Here is a 17795-nt window from a genome sequence, read left to right as displayed (position 1 = left end):
TAACGATCAGTCCAAAACATGGGGCGTACGGCGGAGCCGTCGCGTCCCCGGTGTCCAGGAGAGGTGCGCGGGAGATGAGATTCACCGACAGGGTCGTGCTGGTGACCGGCGGAGGGTCCGGCATCGGGCGGGCCGTCGCCCTGGGGTTCGCGCGGGAGGGCGCGACCGTGGCGGTGGCCGGTCGCCGCCGGGAGTCCCTGGAGCGGACCGTCGAGCTGGCCGAGGCCGAGGGTGGCAGGGCCGCCGCGTTCACCGCCGACCTGACCCGCGAGGCGGACGTGGCCGCGCTCGTCGACGGGATCACCGGCCGGTTCGGCGGCCTGGACGTCGCGGTCAACAACGCCGGGACCTTCACCGCCGCCCCGGTCGCGGAGACCTCGGAGGAGGAGTGGACCCGGGTCCTCACCGTGAACGCGACCGGCGTCTTCCTCGCGATGAAGCACGAGATCGGGGCGATGCGCGCCCGGGGCGGCGGCGTGATCATCAACATCGCCTCCAACATCGGCGCCCACCACAGGATCCCCGGACTCGGCGCCTACGCGGCGTCCAAGGCCGCGGTCAGCGCGCTGACCAGGACCGCGGCCCTGGAATGCGTCGGCGAGGGCATCCGCGTCAACGCGGTCAGCCCCGGCCCGTTCGACACCCCGATGTCGATGCGGCCCGGCGAGGCCGAGGCCGACCGGGCCGCCCGGATGAAGGAGCAGTCACCGATCGGCCGGGTCGGCGCCCTGGAGGAGATCACCGGCACCGTGCTCTGGCTCGCCTCCGACGAGGCCGGCTACGCCGTGGGGCTCGACCTCGTCCTCGACGGCGGCGCCAGCGCCTGAGCCGGGCCGGGCCTCCCGGGACGTCCGGCCCGGGGCCGCTCGGGGCCGCTCGGTGCCGCTCGGGGGCCGCTCGGAACCGCTCGGGGGCCGCTCGGAACCGCTCGGGGGCCGCACGGTGCCGCTCACCGGCGGGCGGCCCGGAGGCGGTACTTCTGTCCTGGTCGATCCCGGATCGACGGACCTTCCCGCCCCGGCGGGCGTCCGGGAGCGTGGACACATGCGAACTCTTCTCACCGCAGCGCTGCTGCTGGCGGCCACCGTACCGCCCGCCGGGGGTCCCTGGCGGGCACCGGCGGGCCGGCCGGACCCCGCGGTCGTCCGGGTCGAGACGGGAGCCGTGCGCGGCGCGGTGACCGACGAGCACCGGGTCTTCCAGGGCATCCCCTACGCCTTCGCGGAACGCTGGCGGTCGCCCGGCCCCGCGAGGCGCTGGGACGGCGTCCGGGACGCGACGGAACCCGGCCCGATGTGCCCGCAGGTCGGCTCCGACTACGCCGACACGGCGAGCACGAACGAGGACTGCCTGGTCCTCAACGTCACCACCCCCCGCGCCCACGCCACCGGCCGCCCGGTCATGGTGTGGATCCACGGCGACGGCGCGCTCGGCGCGGGGCACTTCTCCGACGCGCGCGCCCTCGCCTCGCGGGGCGTGGTGGTCGTCACGATCAACTACCGGCTGGGCGTGTTCGGCGCGTTCGGCTACCCGGGACTCGCGAACTCCGGCACCTACGGCCTCCAGGACCAGCAGGCGGCGCTGCGCTGGGTCCGGCGCAACATCTCCTCCTTCGGCGGCGACCCGTCGAACGTCACGGTGTTCGGCGTCTCCTACGGCGCCCTGTCCATCGGCGGCCAGCTCACCTCGCCCGGAGCCCGGGGACTGTTCCGGCGGGCCATCATGCAGAGCGGCGAGACCATGATGGACATGCCCGCCGGCAGCATGTTCCCCGGCCTGCCCGCCGCGCCCTCGTTCGCCTGGCGCGGCACCGCGGAGGTCGAGGCGCTGGGCCGCGTGTACGCGGAGAAGCTCGGCTGCCGGGACCTGGCGTGCCTGCGCGCGCTGCCCGTGGAGGACATCCTCGCGGTGCCGCAGATCATGAACGTCTTCCAGGCGTACGCCTACGGCAACGAGGTGCTCCCCGTCTCCCCCGCGGAGGCGATCCGCGCGGGGCGCTTCCACCGGGTGCCGGTGCTCGCGGGCGCGACCCGTGACGAGCACCGGCTCTTCGTCGGGCTGAACTACGACGCGGCGGGCGCGCCGATGACCGCCGGGCAGTACGGCACGCTGGTCTCCGAGGCGTTCGGCGACGACGCCGCGCGGGTGATGCGGGAGTACCCGCCCGGCTCCTACCGCTCCCCCGGCGAGGCGTGGGCCGCGGTGATGACCGACCGGATGTGGGCCAGGGGCGTGCACGAGCAGAACACGCTGCTGGCCCGGCACGTCCCCGTCTACGGCTACGAGTTCGCCGACCGGGACGCGCCGATGTTCCTGCCGCTGGAGGCGGACTTCGACTGGGGCGCCTACCACGCCTCCGACCTGCCGTACCTCTTCCCGGAGAGGAAGGCCCGGCTGACGGCCGCCCAGCTGCGGCTGGCGGACCGGATGACCGGCTACTGGACGAACTTCGCCCGCACCGGGTCGCCGAACGGCCCCGGCCTGCCCGCGTGGCCCCGCCTGTCCGAGGGCCCCCGGAGCACCCTGTCGCTCGCGCCGGACGCGATACGGCCGGTCGACTACGCGGCCGGGCACCGGCTGGACCTCTGGGAATAACCTGGTGCGCGTGGACGGGTCCTGGAAGCCGGGGGCGTCGGCCTTCTCCTTCTGGGCGGGGCTGGCCTACTTCCCCGCCCGAGAGCTGGCCGGACGCCCGGACTGGCCCGGCGTCCTCGGCCTCGCCGCGGTCGTCGCCGCCTACCTGCTGGCCGTCCGCGCCGCCTTCGCCGGACGCCTCCGGGCGGCCGTCCCGCTCCTCGCGGTCCTGATCACGGTGACCTTCGCCCTGTGCGCGGCCCACGGCGGCAAGTGGCTCTACCTGTGCCCGCTGCTCTCCATCGCCTGCGGCGTGGTGCTGCGCGGGCGGGTCCTGCCGGTCGCGCTCGCGGCGGTGACGATCGTCTCGATGCTCGTCACCTGGTGGCGGGGCGGCGGTGAGGACGCCATCGCGGCCGTCGCCTGGGGCACCTTCACCGCGGGCCTCGTCACCCACGTCACGCTCAGGCTGTTCGCCGTCATCGCCGAGTTGCGCGCGACCCGGCGGGAGCTGGCGAACGCGGCGGTCGCCGCGGAACGGCTGCGCTTCTCCCGGGACCTGCACGACCTGCTGGGACACACGCTCTCACTGATGGTCGTCAAGGCCGAGGCGGCACGCAGACTCGCTCCCCGCGACGCGGAGGCCGCCGCGGCGCAGTCCGGCGACATCGTCTCCGTCGGACGCCGGGCGCTGGCCGAGGTCCGCGCGGCCGTGGCGGGCTACCGCGGGCGCGGCTTCGCCGAGGAACTGGCCGCCGCGCGCGCGGCCCTGGCGGAGGCGGGGGTGCGCGTCTCCGTCGCCCTCGGCGGCCTGCGCCCGCCGCCCGCGGCCGACACGCTGTTCGGCTGGGCCGTACGGGAGGGTGTGACGAACGTGATCCGTCACGCGGATGCCACGTGGTGCGAGATCACACTGACCGACCGGGAGGGGGAGATCGTGCTGGAGATCGGCAACGACGGGGCCGGGGCTCCGACCGGACACGCGGCGCGCGGAGCCGGACGACCGGCGGCCGGGACCGGCGGCCGGGACGGGGAGGGAGCCGGCGTGCGGAACGGGCCGGGCCCCCGACCCGCCCCGGCGGACGGCACGGGATACGGGCCGGACCCCCGATCCGCCCCGGCGGACGGCGCGGGGTACGGGCTCCACGGGCTCGCCGAACGCGCGGCCGAGGCGGGCGCCGGGTTCGAGGCCGGTCCGCGGCCGGGTGGCCGGTTCACGTTGACGGTGGCGATCCCGGCGACGACCGCGCGATGAGCGGACATCGGACACCGGGTGACGACCGCGCCACGGCGGGGGACGGCCCGGCGCAAAGGGACGGCGGCTCCACGGCGGGGGACGGTTCCGCGGCGGGGGACGACGCCGCGGCGCTGCGGATCCTGATCGCCGAGGACCAGGGCATGATGCTCGACGCGCTGGCGCTGCTGCTCGGCCTGGAGGACGACCTGGAGGTCGTCGCCCGGGTCGGCCGCGGGGACGAGGTCGTCGCGGCGGCACTGGCGGCGCGGCCCGACGTCGCGCTGCTCGACATCGAGCTGCCCGGTCGCAGCGGCCTCGACCTCATCGAAGAGCTACGGGCGAGCCTGCCGGGCTGCGCGGTGCTGATCCTCACCACCTTCGCCCGCCCCGGCTACCTGCGCCGGGCCATGGAGGCGGGCGCGGCCGGCTTCCTGGTCAAGGACGGCCCGGTCGACGAGCTGGCCGCCGCGGTCCGCGACGCCGCGGCGGGACGGCGGATCGTCGACGCGGATCTGGCGGCCGCCGCGCTGCGCGCCGGGCCGAGCCCGCTGACCGGCCGCGAACGCGACGTGCTCGCCGCCGCGGTCGACGGCGCCACCATCGCCGATCTGGCGGCGCGCCTGCACCTGTCGGAGAGCACGGTGCGCAACCACCTGTCCTCGGCGATCGGCAAGACGCACACGCGCAACCGCATCGAGGCCGCCCGCCTCGCCCAGCGCAACGGATGGCTCTGACCGCCGCGCTCCCGCACGGCACCCGCCGCGTCCCCGAGCGGTGGACGGCCCGGCCAGGCGTTCCAAGCGTTCCGGGCGTCCCCCTGGATCCGGTACGGGCCGGCCGGAACCCGCACGGACCGCCGGACCCGGCGCGGGTCAGACGATCGGCGGGCGGCCCAGGCGGAGCATCCGCCAGGCCGTCTTCCAGCCCATGGGACGGCGCTCCCCGGCCGGCTCGCGCAGGCCCTCGGAGAACCCCCGGAACCACGCGCGCAGCGCCGTACCGGAACGCTCGCGGATCAGGGTCAGCACGACCCAGTTGACGAGGTACGGAACCGCCAGCGCCCAGGGCAGGTTGCGCCGGGCCAGCCAGACGCGGTTGCGCGCGTTGAGGCGGTAGAAGTCGGCGTGCCGGGTCGGCGGGACCTGCGGGTGGTACATGACGGTCTGCGCGTCGTACTCGATCCGGTAGCCCTCCCCCAGCAGCCGCCAGGCCAGGTCGGTCTCCTCGTGGGCGTAGAAGAACCGCTCGGGGAGACCGCCGACCTGCAGGAAGGCCGACCGCCGGATGGCGCAGGCGCCACCCAGGAAGGTGGTGACCGGGGAGGACCGCTCGGGGTCGCCCGCGCGCAGCCGCGGGACGTGCCGGCGCTGCCCCACGCCGCCGTCGGGGTCCTTCACCCGGAACGAGACGACCGCGAGGTCGTGCTCCTTGGAGAAGCGCTCACGCAGGTGGGAGACGACGTTCGCGTCGCCGTACCAGCCGTCGTCGTCGAGGAAGAGGACGACGTCGCCCGTGCACTCCTCGACGCCGCGGTTACGGCCGGCCGGGATGCCGGCGTTGTGGCCGAGCCGTACCGTCCTGATCGACGCCGACGAGCCCGGCGGCACGGTCACCGGCAGCTCGGGGACGTCGGCGCCGTTGCCGACGATGATCACCTCGACGTCACCGTCGACCTGGTTCAACGCGGACTCGACCGCACGACCCAGCTCGGGGACCCGGTTGCCCATGGTGAGGATGACGCACGAAATCTTCAACGGGTCATCGTCCTGACGCGTCGAGAGCACGTGCGGAGCATACTTTCATGATCACCGAGTCTGCTGGGTCGGGCGGCTGTGGCATTGCTGGAGCCCTCTGGTACGGGGGACAAGCGTATCGGAACCGTCGGCGGACACCCGCCAAACGACGCGGGATCTCCGCACCTACGACGCACCGCGCCGCCGTCCGGTTCCGTGCCGTTCACTTCCCCGGCATCCGCCCTTCAGCCGCCCGGTCCCCGGTCGCCCTGCGCTCACGAGAGCCGCCGGGAGGCCAGGATGCTGACCAGGTGCAACACCATCTGCAGCACGGCCACCACGACGCAGGCCACCGTCAGCACCCTGGTCGCGGCCAGGCCGCCGGCGAGCTGGTCCCAGATCGCGGCGACCACCACGAGGAGGGACAGCTCGACCGCCTGGACGATCCGGTGGAACCTCAACGTGGCGGCCGCCCTGCGGGCCATTCCCAGGCCGCGCGAGCGGAAGTGCTCCGCCGACGCCTCGGTGGCCGCGACCAGGCCGGACCGGGCGCGCGCCACGTCCACCAGGTCGGTCTCCGCCTTGATCAGGATCGCGCCGAGCGCGGCGGCGAAGCCCAGCACGGTGTACCAGTCGGGGCGGACCTCCGACGCCCGGAAGCCCAGCCCGATGAGCATGGCCGCCTCGGCGAAGTAGTGGCCGACCCGGTCGAGGTAGACGCCGGTGATGGAGGTCCGCCCGGTCCACCGCGCCAGCTCGCCGTCGGAGCAGTCGAGCAGCAGGTAGAGCTGGACCAGCAGCGCGGCCAGCACGGCGGCCCACAGGGTGGGCACCGTCAGGACCACGCCCGCCAGCAGCCCGGTGACGATCATCAGCCAGGTGGTCTGGTTGGGGGTGATCGGCGTCTTGGCCAGCAGCCAGGTGACGTAGATCGACAGCTTGCGCATGTACAGCGCGCCGGCCCAGTGCTCACCGCTGTTGCGGTCCATGGTCGAGTGCGGCTGGGCGACCGCGCGGAACTCAGCGACCGATGGTCCGGACATAATCTTCCACCCGATCACGGATCTCGGCCTCGGACAGGCGCAGGTGCTCAAGGATCGTGTAGCGGCCCGGGCGGGTCGCCGGGGCCAGCACGACCGCCTCGGTGAACTGCTCCACGCTCAGCCCGACGTCGGCTGGGCTGACCGGGAGGCCGTGCGCGCGCAGGCACTCGGCGACCTGGCCGAGCCGGCGTTCGTCCTCGCGCAGGAAGAAGCAGAAGGCGGCACCTATCCCGGCGAGCTCGCCGTGGTTGGAGGTGCCGGGGAAGAGCTGGTCCACGGCATGAAGGATCTCATGATCTCCGCCGCTCGACGGACGGGACGACCCGGCGATCACCATCGACATCCCCGAGAGGATGAGCGCCTCGGCCAGCACGGTCAGGAACGCGTCGGACTCGACCGAGTCGGACCGCCCCATCACCGCCTCCGCCGCGGTGCGGGCCATCGCGCAGGCCACGCCGTCGATCGGCTCGCCGCGCTCGGTGTTGCCGAGCTGCCAGTCCTCGATCGCCGACAGGTTGCTCACCACGTCGCCGACGCCGGAGCGGACCAGCGACGACGGGGCGTCGTGGACGAAGTCGAGGTCGACCATGATGGCCAGCGGCATCGGCACGCCGAAGGAGCCCTTGCCGCCGTCGTGGGTCAGCGACGCCACCGGCGAGCAGATCCCGTCGTGCGACAGGTTGGTGGCCACCGCCACCATCGGGATGCCCGCGAGCGACGCGGCGTACTTCGTGGCGTCGATGGTCTTGCCGCCGCCGATGCCGACGACCGCCTCGTAGGCGCCCTTGCGCAGCTCGGCGCCGAGCGTGACCGCGGCGTCCACCGAGCCGTCGGGAACCCGGAAGATCCGGGCCTCGTCGAGGGAGGGGGTGATCATCGAGGTGATCCGGTCGCCCTGACCGGCGCCCACCGCCACCGCCACCCGCCCGGAGGTCGCCACCCGGCTGTCCGCCAGCAGCGAGCCGAGCTGGGCGATCGCCCCCCGCCGCACCTCCATGCTCAGGGGGGCGGGGAGCATCCTGGCTAGTATCGGCACGCGATCTCCCGCGCCTTGGCCAGGTCGTCGTGGTTGTCCACCTCGACCCAGGAGACATCGCCGATCGGGGCGATCGCGATCTTCTCCCCGCGGTTCACCATCTCCTGGTAGCCGTCCTCGTAGTACAGCTGCGGGTCGCGCTCGAAGGTGGCCCGCAGCGCGTCGGCCAGCCGCCCGGCGGCGCCGGGACGGATCAGCGTCGCGCCGATGTACTCGCCGGCGGCGTCGGCCGGGTCCATCAGCTTGGTGATCCGCGCGAGGTGGCCGTCTCCGCCGAGGGTGACCTTCATCTCCTCGTCGGCGAGCTTCTTGACGTCGTCGACCGCGAGCAGGATGTCGCTGCTCTCCGGCGCCGACAGCAGGGTGTGCTCCACGGAGACCGGGTGCACGGTGTCGCCGTTGACCAGCAGCACGCCCTGCTCGAAGTACTCGCGGGCGCACCACAGGGAGTAGGCGTTGTTCCACTCCTCGGCCTTGTCGTTGTGCACGAGGGTGAGCTTCACGCCGTGCCGCCGCTCCAGCTCGGCCTTGCGCTCGTGTACGGCCTGCGCCTGGTAGCCGACGACGACCACGACGTCACGGAGGTCGGCCGCCGCGAGGTTCCGCAGCGAGATGTCCATGATCGTGGTCTCGCCGTCGACCGGCACGAGCGCCTTGGGCAGCGTGTCGGTGTACGGCCGCAGGCGACGTCCGGCCCCGGCGGCCAGCACCATTCCCAGCAACGTGCACTCCTCATCCGAATGAGCCCCTCATCGGGCGCTCCTGGCCCCAAAGGTTAGTTGCCTTTACGCCCCGATGGTGTATTCGGAGGTTCACCGGGGGTTTCTCAGCCGGTACCGGCGGGCCCGCCGGCGTCCGTCCCGGACCCCCGGGAGCCCCCGAAGCCCTCGGGGCCCTCGGGGCCCTCGGGGTCCGAGGCGGCCAGCCAGCAGGTGACGCTCTCCCACCCGAAGAGCCCCCACAGGTAAAGGGAGAGCAGTGCGAACAGGAGCGTGACCTGCCCGGCGAGGCCGCCCAGCGCGATCAGCAGCATGCGGCCGTCCCAGCCGAAACCTGCGGTGGCCAGCCAGGACGGCGGATAGACCCGCTGCCGCAGCCGGTAGACGACGTCGTAGTGGTGGAAGGCCATCGCGCCGAGCAGCAGGAAGATCAGCCAGTACGGCACGCCGTGCGCGAACCCCACCGCGGCCGCGAAGCCGTACTCGGTGAGGCGCAGGATCGGCGGCACCAGCCAGTCGAGGCGGCCGTCGTGCGGGTGGGAGCTGCCGGGACCGGCCAGCAGCAGCGCCACCGCCGGGGCGAACACCGCCAGGCCGTCGGCGCCGGCCACCCCGACCAGCAGCAGCACCGCGGTGACGAACGTGCCGGCGAGCACGGGCGGCAGCGGCGGGAGCTGCCCGGCCACCAGCGCGCCCATCGCCCGCGACAGCACCCCGTCGTCCCGGTAGGCGACCAGGGTGCCGCGCGGCACCGTCGTCATCTGCACGGTCGTCACGATCGCACCCGCCTCACCGCCCGCGTCGCGGCCCGTCCCTCGCGCGGCGGCGGGACGACGCCCTCACGGAACCCGTCACTCATGATCATTTGCTCAGCGACCTGCCGATCCGGCCGGTGAGCGTGTAGAGGGCGGCGACACCGCCCCAGGTCAGCAGCGCGAGGAAGGTCACGCGCGCGTTGAACAGCGCGGCGGTCACCGAGATCAGCGCCATCCGCTCCCCGATGGGGAGAACGACGATCTTCTTCAGCCAGCGGGTGGGCGAGCTCCGTTCCAGCAGCCGCGACAGCCGCACGACCGGGTTCCCCTGCGGCGGGCCTCCCGGCGGCACGGCCCGCGCCCCCTCCCCCGGCTCCGGCCCGGCGGAGGCCGGATCGGCGGGCGGCCCGGCGGAGGCGCCGGACGGCGGGGCGGGGCGTGCCGCCGGGACGGGATGGGACGGCGCCGGCCGCGCCGCCGGGCCGGCCGGGCCGGCCGGGCCGGCCGGGACTCCGTGGGGCCCGGCGGAGCGGGTCCGCGCGGCGTCGGCGCGCGACCCGGCGTAGGAGAAGTCGATCATGTGGCGGAGCGCCTGAAGGATCATCGCCGCCACCGCCAGCGCCCAGATGCCCTCCGGGCCGCCGCCCGGCGCGTCGTGCCCGGCCGCGTAGCCGACGGCGAGCCCCACGTATACGACGTACTCCTTGGCCCGGTCGAAGATGGCGTCCAGCCACGCGCCGGCCGGGGAGAAGATCCGGGTGTAGCGGGCGAGCTGGCCGTCGACGCAGTCGAGCACGAACGACAGGTAGACCAGGACGGCCCCGGCGACCAGGGCCGGGCGGGTGCCCGCGGAGAACCAGGCCGCGGCCAGGAGCGCCAGTCCCGCCGAGAACCAGGTGACCGCGTTCGGCGTCAGCCCGAGCGCGGCGGCGGGCCGCAGGAGGTGCCCGGACCAGGAGCTCACGGCGTAGGTGGCGAAGAAGCCGTCGTCGGCCTTGACGGCGGCGTCCAGCCGGGCGTGGGCCACGTCCACCTCGTGCAGCCGCCGCACGGCCGCGTCGGCGTCCGCCTGCCCGGCGACCCGCTCGCAGCGCAGCCGTCCGAGCCCGCGGGCGCGGACGTGGACGCCGTAGCGGACCAGCCCGGCCAGCAGCAGGTCGCCGGCCTCCGCGTCGCCCGCCGCGCCGAACGCGCCGGTCTCCGCGAGATCGGCGAGCGTCTCGGCGGTCTCGGCCAGCCGCCCGAGGTCGGCCTCGCCCACCCGCAGCGCCCCCCGGAAGGTGCCGTTGGCGCCGGTGACCTCGTGCAGCGAGGTGCCTGCGGCGGCGACCCTTCCGCCCTCGGCGCGGACCGGCGGGCGCAGCGGCCCCGGGTCGTCACCGTCCGTGACGACCAGCGCGGTCGTGCCGCCGCCCGGGGCGGACAGGAGTACGGCCAGCGCCTCGGTGTGCGCCACCAGGTCACCGGCGAGCACGGCCACCGGACCGGTCGCGGCGCGGGCCACCCGGGCGACCCGGCGCAGGTCGTCGGCCAGGCCGTGCGACCCCTCCGACCCGATGAGGTAGGCCCCGCCCGGCGCGCGGGTGATGTCGCCCGACCGCGCCACCACGTGGACCTCGCCGACGGAGAGCGCGACGAGCTGGGCGGTCAGCCGGTCGAGCAGCGTGCCGTCGCCGCAGCGCAGCGCGGCGCCGGCGGTGGTGGCGAGCACGACGGCGGCGGCCGTGCCGGGAGCGGACCGTCCGGGTCTCCCCGCGCGGCCGGGCGGCGCGTCGCCGGGCGCGCGAGGGCCGTACGACCTCCCGTCCGGCCCGCCGTACGGCTCGCGGAGGCCGCCGGGCGGCGCGTCGCCGGACGCCGGGTCGCCGGGCGTCGGGTCGCCGGGCGGGGGCGGGAGGTCGTCGGACGCGTGAGGGCCGGACGGCGCGGGCGCGTGGGAATCGTGCAAGACCGGGCTCCTTCGTATCCGACGGGATGACCGTGCGAATCGGGAGTGCGCACTTAGCGTAGCGAGATCTTGACCGGATAGCACGGGAGCGCGGCCTGCGATCGGGTACGCACCCATTACGCTCGCGGTAACCGACCGTCGAAGGAAGCTGACCTTGGCCGCTCTCGAACCCCGCCTCCGCACCGTCGCCGTCGTCCTCGCCGGAGGGGTGGGCCAGCGGGTCGGCCTGAACACCCCCAAGCAGCTCATCAAGGTCGCGGGTAAGACGATCATGGAGCACACGCTGTCGGTGTTCGACGCGGCGCCGGAGATCGACGAGATCGTGGTCCTGATGACGCCGGGCTTCACCGCCGACGTGGAGCGGCTCGTCGCCCGCAACGGCTTCCGCAAGGTCAGCAAGGTCCTGGAGGGCGGCGCGACCCGGCCGGAGACCACGTGGCGGGCGCTGCAGGCGCTGGGCACGCGGGAGTGCGACGTGCTGCTGCACGACGCCGTGCGGCCGCTGCTGGAGCCGCGGATCATCACCGAGTGCGTCGAGGCGCTGAAGGTGTACTCGGCCGTCGACGTGGCGATCCCCAGCTCCGACACGATCGTGGTGGCCGCCCCCGGCCCGCGCGGGGAGATCGTCCGCGACGTCCCCGACCGGTCCCGGCTGCGGCGCGGCCAGACGCCGCAGTGCTTCCGGCTCTCGGTGGTCCGCGAGGCGTACGAGCGGGCCTTCGCCGACCCCGACTTCGACCGGCAGCCGCCCACCGACGACTGCGGCGTGGTGCTGCGCTACCTGCCCGACGTGCCGATCTACATCGTGCGGGGCAGCGAGCACAACATGAAGGTCACCCACCCGGTGGACGTGTTCATCGCCGACAAGCTCTTCCAGCTCGCCGCCGGCGCCGCCCCGCACCACTCCGCCTTCGCCCACCGGCAGGCGCTCCAGGGCAGGACCGTGGTGGTCTTCGGCGGCAGCTACGGCATCGGCGCCGAGGTCGTGGAGCTGGCCGGGCGGCACGGCGCCCAGGTGTTCCCCTTCTCCCGGTCGCTGAACGGGGTGCGGGTGGAGGACCCGCAGGCGGTGGGCGACGCGCTCGACCTCGCGGCCAAGGAGACCGGCCGGGTCGACTACGTGGTCAACACCGCCGGGGTGCTGCACATGGGAGACCTCGGCGAGACGAACGACGCCACGGTCACCGAGACCGTCGGGGTGAACTACCTCGGCCCGGTCAACATCGCCCGCGCCGCCCTGCCCCACCTGCGCGAGACCCGGGGCCACCTGCTGCTGTACACCTCGTCCTCCTACACCCGGGGCCGGGCCGGCTACAGCCTCTACTCCTCCACCAAGGCCGCCGTGGTCAACCTGACCCAGGCGCTGGCCGACGAATGGGCCGAGGACGGCGTGCGGGTCAACTGCGTCAACCCCGAGCGGACCAGCACCCCGATGCGGGTGCGCGCGTTCGGCGAGGAGCCCGCGCACACCCTGCTGTCGCCGCGCGCCGTCGCCGAGACCTCACTGGACGTGCTGATCTCCGACATCACCGGGCACGTGATCGACGTCCGCGTCGACGCGGGCTGACCCGGCGTCCCCGGCGGTTCCCCGGCGGCTCCGCAGCCCAGTGCCTCCGCCGCCCGGCAGGCCCGGCGTCCCGGTCTTCCGGCGTCTTCCGGAAGCCTCCGGAGGCTTCCGCCGTACCCCGGCGGAACGCGGCACAGCGCGCCTACCAGGGCAAACAGCCTGGTCAAAGTTACCTTCTAAGGATGAAGCGTGACCTTCGCGCCCTGGTGGCGGCCGCCGCCGTGCTCGGCTCGTACCCGGCGCTCCTCGTGACCGCGCTGTGGCCCCGGCCGCGCCTGTTCCTGGCCCTGTGCGCGGTGTCCTACGCGGCCGAGATCGTCGCGCGGTACCGGGCGCGCCCCCTGGTCGACCTGATGGCCAGGGCGCACCTGGGCATCACGCTCCGGTTCCTGACGCGGGAGACGGCGGTGATCGTCCTGGTCGCCCGTACGGCGGGCACCGCGTCGCCCTGGTTCGCGGCCCTGGTCCTGGGGATGTTCGCGGTGCACGGCGCACGGGGGCTGCTGGCCGGGCTGGCGATCCTCCACCAGCGCACCCTGAACCGGATGCCGGTGCTGACCCGCAACCTCGACGCGGTGCGGGTCCCGCCGCCGCCGTGGCGCGTCCTGACCGACCACCGGGGCATGCGGCCGCTGTACCTGGACGTGCTCCCGGTGGGCGGCGCGGCGCTGGGCGCGCTGTCCGGCACCGCCCTGCCGGGCGTCGCGGGGGCGGCGGGGGCGCTGGCCGTCGCGGGCGCGGGCGCGCTGTGCCTGCTGCCGCACCTGCGCCGGGTCAGGCCGCTCGGCGACGGCGCGGCCGTGCTGCGGGCCGCCGGGGAGCGCCTGGCCGCCCACCGGCCCGAGGTCGCCCTCTACTTCTCCGGTCCCCCCGACTCGGCCTACCAGGTCCGGATGTGGCTGCGTCCGCTGGAGCGGATCGACCGGCGGGCCGTGGTGGTGCTGCGGGAGCGGGAGATGCTGCGCCTGCTGGGGGAGACCTCGCTGCCCGTGGTGTGCGTCCCCTCGGCCGCCGACCTGATGGGGTTCGAGGCGCTCACCGGGGTGCGGGTGTGCCTGTATCCGGCCAACGTCGGCAAGAACATCCACATGCTCCGCATCCGGGGGATGCGCAGCGTCTTCGTGGGCCACGGCGACAGCGACAAGGAGGCGTCGTTCAACCCGTTCACCAAGGTCTACGACGAGGTGTGGGTCGCCGGGCAGGCCGGGCGCGACCGCTACCTCCGGGCCAGGGTGGGCGTGCGCGACGAGGACGTCCACGAGGTGGGCCGCCCCCAGCTCAGCGGGGTCGGCACCGCCGGCCCCGGCCTGCCGTACCGCACGGTGCTGTACGCGCCGACCTGGGAGGGGTGGACCGACGACCTGTTCCACACCTCGATCACCACGATGGGCCCGGCGATCGTCCGCGCCCTGCTGGCCTGCTCCCCCGCGGTCCGGGTGATCTACAAGCCGCACCCGCTGACCGGTTACCGCAGCCCCGCCGCGCGCCGCGCCCACCAGCAGGTCCGCGCGCTGCTGGACCGGGCGGAACTGCACCGGTCGATGGCCCGCCACCCCTCGGGCGGGGGACTCCGCCGCCGGGACGCCGGGACGATCAGGCACCTGGTCGTCACCGGCCCCGAACCGGCCCTGTACGACTGCTTCAACCAATCGGACCTGCTGGTCGCCGACATCTCCAGCGTGGTGGCGGACTTCGTCGCCAGCGGCAAGCCGTACGCGGTGACCAACGTGGCGGGGCTGGCGGAGCAGGCGTTCCGCGAGCGGTACCCGAGCACCGAGGGCGGCTACCTGCTGTCGGCGGACCTGCGGGAGCTGCCCGCCGTGCTGCGGGCCATGGCGGAGTGCGGGGAGGACGCCCTGGCGGCCACGCGGCGCAAGCTGCGGACCTATCTGCTCGGCCCGGACCACCCGGACGCCATGACCCGCTTCAACGACGCGGTGAACGGCGCCTGCGAGCGGGCCCTGCGCGCGTCCGGCTGAGCCGCTCGGACGCCTCGGACGCCCGTCCGGGGCCGGACCCCGGGCGCGGACCGGCCCGGCCCGGCCACCGGGCCGCGCCGCCGCGGGCCGGTCCCGCTCAGCCGGACGCGGCGCCGGGCCTGCTCAGCCGCCGGGGGCTCGTCAGGAACCCCCAGCCCCACGACATGTGCATGGTGGCGTAGACGAGGGGCAGCCGCAGCCGCGCGCCCGGCGGCAGGCCGCTGCCGGTCACGGCCGAGCCCGCCAGGATCGCCAGCGCGTAACCCCCCGGGATCAGCAGGCCGGGCCAGAAGAACGGGGACACGACGAGACCCGCGATGATGGCCGCCACCGCCACCGGCGGCGCGAGGTAGCGCAGGTTGATGGTGCCCTCGTGGGTCCTGGCCACCACCCTGCGCCAGCGGCCGTAGTGGAAGTACTGCTTGGCGAGGGCCCTGACCGTGGGCCTGGGCCGGTAGGAGACCCGCATCCGGGGCTGGAACCACACCAGGCCGCCGGTCTCGCGGATGCGGTGGTTCATCTCCCAGTCCTGGGCGCGCTGGAAGTGCTCGTCGTAGCCGCCGACCCGCTCCAGGGCCTCGCGGCGGAAGACCCCGAGGTAGACCGTGTCGGCCGGGCCGGCGGTGCCGCCGGTGTGGAACCGGGCGCCGCCGACGCCGATCTTGGACGTCATGGCGCGGGCCACGGCCCGCTCGAACATCGTGACGCCCTCGGCTGCCATGACGCCGCCGACGTTGTCGGCGCCGGTCTCCTCCAGGGTCTCCACGGCCACGCTGAGGTAGTCGTCGGGGAGCATGGCGTGACCGTCCACCCGGGCGATGATCCCGTGGCGGGAGGCGGCGATGGCGGCGTTGAGGGCGTTGGGAGTGCGGCCGGTCGGGTTCGGCACCACGACGACCCGGGGGTCCTCGGCGGCGATCGCGTCGGCGACCTCCTGCGTGCGGTCCTTGGACGGGCCGATCGCGAGCACGACCTCGATCGGGCCCGCGTACCGCTGCGACAGGACCTGCCGTACGGCCTCCCGCAGGTGGCGTTCCTCGTTCAGCACCGGGATGACGACGGAGATGGGCGGCCAGACACGCGTCTCGGGGGACGACGCCGGCGCGGGCGAGTCGGGAAACTGCTTCATGGCGTGGCTCACGCTACTGTACGAACCGGTACCTCATCGACCCAGCCGAGCCGGAGCCTAGGGGGCCATGGATGCGCGACCCGGAAGACGACTCGGGTGTGCAGGTCGGCGGTGACGCCTACGGCAAGGTACGGCTGGCCCCCCGGCGTGAGCGCCGGTCGTCCGGGAGGGCGCGGTCCCGGCGGCGCGGCCTGCTCGTCGCGGGCGCGCTGTCCTCCCTGGTGCTGGGCGGATCCGGGGTGATGTGGGCGCTGCCGAACTACGCCGCCGGCAAGATCCAGGCGGTCGACGCGGGGGTGGCGGGGTCGCGGTCCACCGGCGCGATGAACATCCTCGTCGTCGGCGTGGACCGGCGCGACGACCTCACCCGGCAGCAGCAGAACGCGCTGAAACTGGGCCGCGAGGCGGGGCAGCGCACCGACACCATGATGGTGGTCCACCTGTCGGAGGACCACAGCAGGGCGACCGTGGTCAGCCTTCCCCGCGACACCTGGACGACGATCCCCGGCAAGGGCGACCACAAGATCAACGCGGCGTACCAGCTCGGCGGCCCGAAGCTCGCCGTGCGCGCGGTGCAGACGGTGACCGGGCTGACGATCAACCACTACGTCGAGGTCAACGTGCTCGGCTTCATCGACGTGGTGGACGCGCTCGGCGGCGTCTCGGTCTGCACGCCGGTCCCGATCGACGACCCCAAGACGGGCCTGAACCTCCGGCCGGGGACGTACTCGCTGCCCGGCGCCAAGGCCCTCGCCTACGCCCGCACCCGGGCGACGGCCCGCTCCGACCTCGACCGGATCGACCGTCAGCAGCAGGTGATCTCGGCCCTGCTGCACCAGGCCCTCAGCGGCGGCACGCTGACCAACCCGGCCAGGCTCGTCTCGTTCGTCGACAGCACCCTCGGCACGCTCCGGGTGGACGACGCGCTCCGCGGGGACCTGCTCGGCCTGGCCCGGCAGCTCAAGGACGTCTCCACCGACGACGTCGCCTTCGCCACCGTCCCGCTCGCCGACGTCGACTACCGGACCCCGACGGGCGAGTCGGCCGTGCTGTGGGACAAGGACGCGGCAGGGGAGCTGTTCCGCCGGATCGCCGCCGACGAGCCGCTCGTCAGGCCCTCGAAACCCGCCTCGCCCGCCTCACCGGGTGCGTCCGCGCCGGCGTCGGCCACGGCGGCTGCGTCCCCCTCGTCGTCCCCTTCGTCCACGCCCTCGCCCACGGCCGGCGCGCTGACCGTGCCGCCCTCGCGGATCTCCGTCAGGGTGCTCAACGGCACCACGACCACGGGCCTCGGCGCGCGGGTCAGGGGCGAGCTGCAGCGGGCCGGCTTCACGGTCCCCGACGCCGCCGGCAACACCCCGGAGAAGGACCACGACAGGACGGTGGTCCGGTACGGTCCCGGCCGTGAGGACTCGGCCCGGACCGTGGCCGCCGCCCTGCACGGGGCCGAGACGCGCCGGGTGGACGATCTCGGCGGCCGGGTCGAGGTCGTCATCGGCCGCCGGTACCCGGGGGTCCGGAAGGTCACCGTCGACGAGACCGCGGCGCCGTCCGCCACCTCCTCCGCGGGGCCCTCCGCCGGGCCGTCGGCGACGCCGGCGCCCGTCGCCACTCCGATGGCGAAGACCGCAACGGAGAACATCTGTAAAAAGTAATTTCTCCACATGAAAAACACCTCCGAGGGCAGGAACCAGGCACGGAGGTGATGACCGTGGTTCTTTCGAATCCGACGTTCGAGGTGGAGAGCTGGCACCAGGGGCCGTGCGCGGTGGTGCGGGCGGCGGGCGAGCTGGACATGGCGGTCGCACCCCGGCTGCGAGCCGAGGTGGACCGCGTCCTGGACGCCCCCGGCCGTCCCTGCCTGGTGATGGATCTGACGCAGGTGCCGTTCTGTGACTCCGTGGGACTGGGCGTACTGGTGAGCGCGCTCGCCCGGGTCAGGGACGCCCAGGGCCGCCTGATCCTGGTGGTGGGGCCGGGGATGATCACGCATCTTCTGACGATCACCAATTTGGATCGTTATTTCGAGACCCGCTCCTCCCTGCGGGAGGCCTACGAGGCCGCCGCCTGACCGT

Annotated in this window: 15 protein-coding genes; 8 read left to right on the top strand and 7 right to left on the bottom strand. The window is 74.2% G+C overall.

Annotated features, from left to right (window positions below):
- The first annotated feature begins 74 nt into the window (after window positions 1-74).
- From AB0D67_RS02485 to AB0D67_RS02470, 4 genes are all read left to right on the top strand, one after another.
- Window positions 75-827, top strand: coding sequence for an SDR family oxidoreductase (locus tag AB0D67_RS02485; protein WP_362929041.1), 753 nt, complete (start codon window positions 75-77; stop codon window positions 825-827).
- 217 nt (window positions 828-1044) lie between these two features.
- On the top strand, window positions 1045-2595 hold the full coding sequence (locus tag AB0D67_RS02480) for a carboxylesterase family protein (RefSeq protein ID WP_362929039.1): 1551 nt from the start codon (window positions 1045-1047) through the stop codon (window positions 2593-2595).
- A gap of 10 nt (window positions 2596-2605) precedes the next feature.
- Window positions 2606-3829, top strand: coding sequence for a histidine kinase (locus AB0D67_RS02475; protein WP_362929037.1), 1224 nt, complete (start codon window positions 2606-2608; stop codon window positions 3827-3829).
- Window positions 3826-4545 (top strand): response regulator transcription factor, encoded by a 720-nt coding sequence (locus AB0D67_RS02470; RefSeq protein WP_362929035.1) that lies wholly within the window; start codon window positions 3826-3828, stop codon window positions 4543-4545. Before AB0D67_RS02475 ends, AB0D67_RS02470 begins: the two co-directional genes overlap by 4 nt.
- Window positions 4546-4683: 138 nt before the next feature.
- On the opposite strand, the gene AB0D67_RS02465 is transcribed toward AB0D67_RS02470, so the two are convergent.
- From AB0D67_RS02465 to AB0D67_RS02440, 6 genes are all read right to left on the bottom strand, one after another.
- On the bottom strand, window positions 4684-5565 hold the full coding sequence (locus tag AB0D67_RS02465; protein WP_362929033.1) for a glycosyltransferase: 882 nt from the start codon (window positions 5563-5565) through the stop codon (window positions 4684-4686).
- A 254-nt stretch (window positions 5566-5819) separates the two neighbouring features.
- Window positions 5820-6587: a CDP-alcohol phosphatidyltransferase family protein gene (locus AB0D67_RS02460; protein ID WP_362929031.1), complete on the bottom strand. Its 768-nt coding sequence runs from the start codon at window positions 6585-6587 to the stop codon at window positions 5820-5822.
- Window positions 6565-7605: an iron-containing alcohol dehydrogenase family protein gene (locus tag AB0D67_RS02455; protein ID WP_362929029.1), complete on the bottom strand. Its 1041-nt coding sequence runs from the start codon at window positions 7603-7605 to the stop codon at window positions 6565-6567. The genes AB0D67_RS02460 and AB0D67_RS02455 overlap by 23 nt, the downstream gene beginning before the upstream one ends.
- A 5-nt stretch (window positions 7606-7610) precedes the next feature.
- On the bottom strand, window positions 7611-8345 hold the full coding sequence (locus AB0D67_RS02450; protein WP_362929027.1) for a phosphocholine cytidylyltransferase family protein: 735 nt from the start codon (window positions 8343-8345) through the stop codon (window positions 7611-7613).
- Window positions 8346-8449: 104 nt separating this feature from the next.
- Window positions 8450-9118: a DUF5941 domain-containing protein gene (locus AB0D67_RS02445; RefSeq protein WP_362929025.1), complete on the bottom strand. Its 669-nt coding sequence runs from the start codon at window positions 9116-9118 to the stop codon at window positions 8450-8452.
- A gap of 85 nt (window positions 9119-9203) precedes the next feature.
- Complete coding sequence (locus AB0D67_RS02440; protein ID WP_362929023.1) at window positions 9204-11045, bottom strand: CDP-alcohol phosphatidyltransferase family protein; 1842 nt, start codon at window positions 11043-11045, stop codon at window positions 9204-9206.
- A gap of 154 nt (window positions 11046-11199) precedes the next feature.
- On the opposite strand from AB0D67_RS02440, the gene AB0D67_RS02435 reads away from it, so the two are divergent.
- Together AB0D67_RS02435 and AB0D67_RS02430 are read left to right on the top strand one after the other, a co-directional pair.
- Window positions 11200-12612, top strand: a complete 1413-nt coding sequence (locus AB0D67_RS02435) for a bifunctional cytidylyltransferase/SDR family oxidoreductase (protein ID WP_362929021.1) — start codon at window positions 11200-11202, stop codon at window positions 12610-12612.
- A gap of 182 nt (window positions 12613-12794) precedes the next feature.
- Window positions 12795-14591, top strand: coding sequence for a hypothetical protein (locus tag AB0D67_RS02430; RefSeq protein ID WP_362929019.1), 1797 nt, complete (start codon window positions 12795-12797; stop codon window positions 14589-14591).
- Window positions 14592-14688: 97 nt separating this feature from the next.
- Here AB0D67_RS02430 and AB0D67_RS02425 read toward each other — a convergent pair whose 3' ends face one another.
- A complete protein-coding gene (locus AB0D67_RS02425) occupies window positions 14689-15720 on the bottom strand; it encodes a glycosyltransferase family 2 protein (RefSeq protein WP_362929017.1) in 1032 nt (343 codons plus the stop codon).
- A gap of 71 nt (window positions 15721-15791) precedes the next feature.
- Between AB0D67_RS02425 and AB0D67_RS02420 the strand changes: the two genes are divergently transcribed.
- Complete coding sequence (locus AB0D67_RS02420) at window positions 15792-17375, top strand: LCP family protein (RefSeq protein WP_362929015.1); 1584 nt, start codon at window positions 15792-15794, stop codon at window positions 17373-17375.
- Window positions 17376-17431: 56 nt separating this feature from the next.
- Window positions 17432-17791 carry an STAS domain-containing protein gene (locus AB0D67_RS02415; RefSeq protein ID WP_362929013.1) on the top strand — a complete coding sequence of 120 codons (360 nt, stop codon included), beginning with the start codon at window positions 17432-17434 and terminating at the stop codon, window positions 17789-17791.
- Window positions 17792-17795: the final 4 nt, after the last annotated feature.

Source organism: Streptosporangium sp. NPDC048047 (assembly GCF_040653115.1).
GTDB lineage: Bacteria > Actinomycetota > Actinomycetes > Streptosporangiales > Streptosporangiaceae > Streptosporangium.
Note: the sequence above shows the minus strand (reverse complement) of the source record. Positions and strands in the feature narration are given on the sequence as shown.